Annotated in this window: 1 protein-coding gene; it reads right to left on the bottom strand. The window is 77.8% G+C overall.

Annotation, left to right across the window (positions count from 1 at the left end):
* Nucleotides 1–43 precede the first annotated feature (43 nt).
* Nucleotides 44–284, bottom strand: a 241-nt coding sequence (locus tag LQ51_RS03775) for an RIO1 family regulatory kinase/ATPase domain-containing protein (RefSeq protein WP_046563232.1), incomplete at its 5' end; no start/stop codon positions are given.

Raw genomic sequence — 284 nt, 5'->3', positions numbered from 1 at the left:
CGGCGTCCCGGGTGGGTGGCGGCCCACCCGGGACGCGCCGCGCTCAGCGCAGCCCCGCCTCCTCGAGCAGCAGCCCGGTCAGGTCGGCCGGGTCGGCGGCCGCGGCGGTCAGCCCCCGCGCGGCGAACCACCCGGCGACCACCCGGACGTCCCGGGCCAGGAACTCCGGGCCCTGCGGGTTGGCCACCACGTCGACCACCTGGGGCAGGTCGATCATCACCAGCCGTCCCCGGTGCACCAGCAGGTTGTACGGGGACAGGTCACCGTGGGCGTAGCCGGCGCGG

The sequence above is a fragment of the Micromonospora sp. HK10 genome (assembly GCF_000982955.1).
Lineage (GTDB): Bacteria > Actinomycetota > Actinomycetes > Mycobacteriales > Micromonosporaceae > Micromonospora.
The sequence above is the reverse complement of the archived record's forward strand: the minus strand, read 5'-3'. Positions and strand labels throughout refer to the sequence as shown.